The sequence below is a fragment of the bacterium genome, from assembly GCA_016873475.1.
In the GTDB taxonomy this organism is placed as follows: Bacteria; Krumholzibacteriota; Krumholzibacteriia; order JACNKJ01; family JACNKJ01; genus VGXI01.
Genome location: VGXI01000353.1, coordinates 1 through 2,169, shown reverse-complemented (window position 1 = coordinate 2,169; position 2,169 = coordinate 1). Strand labels below are relative to the sequence as shown.

At 69.1% G+C, this 2,169-nt stretch carries 3 protein-coding genes; all 3 read right to left on the bottom strand.

Features of this window, described 5'->3' with window-relative positions; genetic code table 11:
* Window positions 1–124: 124 nt before the first annotated feature.
* A complete protein-coding gene (locus FJ251_15685) occupies window positions 125–1,090 on the bottom strand; it encodes an oxidoreductase (protein ID MBM4119144.1) in 966 nt (321 codons plus the stop codon).
* Between the two features lie 4 nt (window positions 1,091–1,094).
* Complete coding sequence (locus FJ251_15680) at window positions 1,095–1,529, bottom strand: hydrogenase iron-sulfur subunit (GenBank protein ID MBM4119143.1); 435 nt, start codon at window positions 1,527–1,529, stop codon at window positions 1,095–1,097.
* The coding region (locus FJ251_15675; protein ID MBM4119142.1) for a CoB--CoM heterodisulfide reductase iron-sulfur subunit A family protein at window positions 1,526–2,169 on the bottom strand (644 nt) is incomplete at its 5' end. The genes FJ251_15680 and FJ251_15675, both read right to left, overlap by 4 nt.

The following is a 2,169-nucleotide window of genomic DNA, read 5'->3' as shown; positions in this document are numbered from 1 at the left end:
TCGAAACCGCGCAATTCGGGGATCTGGAAGAAGCAGTCGGCGACGGCGCCTGCTTCGTCGAGGTGGATGGCGATCTTGCCGTGGCCCTCGAGGCGCGTGATGGGATCGATGGTGATCGTGCGCGTCATCCGCCATGCCTCCTCTGCAGGCGCGAGGCCGGTAGGCCGAAGCGATAGGCGAAGCTGATGAAGTCCGGCAACCCACCCAGGATCGTTTCGATCTCCCGGGGATCCTTGCTGTCGATGGTCGAGCTGACGGCGGAGAGGAACTTCGCCCCCTGGTCCGTCACCCCCGGCGCCGGACCGTAGCAGCCGCGGCAGCCCTGGTTGCTGCCCGGGCAGCGCACGCCGCAGCCCGAGCGGGTGGCCGAGCCCAGGCAGAGGATGCCCTGCTCGAGCAGGCAGCGCTCCGGGTCCTGGATGATCTCCCAGGGCCGGAAGAAGCGCTTGATGGCCTTGGTCGACTTCGTGCGCTTGCACTCGTCGCAGACGGTCCGCTCGCCGGCGCCCACCACCGAGCCGCGCGCCGGCAGCTCGCCCTTGACCACCGCGGTGAGCACGCTCTGCACCTGCGCCGGCGCCGGCGGGCAGCCGGGCACGAAGTAGTCGACCGCCACGATGTCGGCGAGCCGGTAGACCCGGTGGTAGAGGGTCGGCAGCTCGAGCTCGGCGCCGTTCACGGGGGTGACGGTCTGCGGCAGGCCGCTGCTGCCCGGCTCCAGCGAGGCGTTGCCATGGTAGACGGTGGCGAGGATGGCGTCGCGGCTGGTCAGGTTGGCCAGCCCCGGAATGCCTCCCAAGTGGGAACAGGAGCCGAAGGCGACGAGCAGCTTGCTCTTGCGCCGCAGGAGCTTGGCGACGTGCTCGTTCTCGCTGTTGCGGACGGCGCCGTTGAAGAGCGTCAGGTCCAGCTCGCCGTCGGCCATCGCCTCCAGGTCCCGGTACTTGCCGTCGACGGCGATGGGCCAGAAGCGGATGTCGGCCGCCGCGGCCACGTCGAGGATGAACTCGTTCGTGTCGAGCACCGCCACGTCGCAGCCCCCGCAGGCGGATCCCCAGTACAGCGCGACTTGCAGCTTGCCTGCTCCCATGCTTTCACCTCGTCACTAGGTCGGCTTCCAGTCCGCTGCGCACGCGGCAGGGGCCAAGGGCGCGCAAACGCTCCGTCATGTCGGCGACCACGTCGGCGAAGCGCTGGCCTTCGCTCGCCGACACCCACTCGAGCCGCACCCGCTCCTGCTCGATCCCGTAGGCGGCCAGGAGCCGCTTGAGCAGCGGGAAGCGGCGCATCGTCTTGTAGTTGCCCTCGGCGTAGTGGCAGTCCCCCGGATGGCAGCCGCAGATGAGCACGCCGTCCGCGCCGGAGGCCAGGGCGTGCACCACGAAGGTGGGATCCACACGCGCCGAGCACAGCACGCGGATGACGCGCACGTTCGCCGGATACTGGATGCGGCTGGTGCCCGCCAGGTCCGCCCCCGTGTAGGAGCACCAGTTGCAGAGAAAGCCGACGATGCGCGGTTCGTAGCTCACACCAGCACCCCCTCGATCTGGGCGAGGATCTGCGCGTCCGTGAAGTGGCGACCCTTGATCGCGGCCGCCGGGCAGCCCGCCACGCAGGCCCCGCAGGCCTTGCAAGCGGCGGGAATCACGCGGCTGCGCTTGGCGTCCCCATCGAATTCGATCGCGCTGTAGGGGCAGAGCTCGTTGCAGACCCGGCAGCCCGAGCAGAGTTGCTCGTTGACCTCGGCAAAGACGCCGTCGATCTCGATCTTGCCTTTGGCGATCCGGGCCAGGATGCGCCCCGCCGCCGCGCGCGCCTGGGCCACCGAGTCCGGGATGTCCTTCGGCGCGGCGCAAGTGCCGGCGATGTACACGCCGTCTGTCGTCGTCGCCACGGGATCCAGCTTCGGGTGGCTTTCGATGAACCAGCCGTCCTTGTCCTGGCTGATGTTGACCGTGTGGGCAACCTCGGCGGCGTCGGGGCGCGCCTCCATGCCCACCATGAGGATGACCATGTCCGCCGGGATCTCGATGCACTCGCCGGAGAGTCGCTCGTCCACCTCGATGAGCATGTCGCAGTCATCGCTGGGGCCCGCCCGCCGGATCAGCGGCCGCTCCCCCTTGCCGTACATGAGGAAGAGCGTCTTCGCCTCGGCGCTGCGCTTGTTTT

Excerpts from the sequence above, each read along its gene's own strand:
- FJ251_15685 (MBM4119144.1), bottom strand. The coding sequence starts at position 1,090 with ATGGGAGCAGGCAAGCTGCAAGTCGCGCTGTACTGGGGATCCGCCTGC.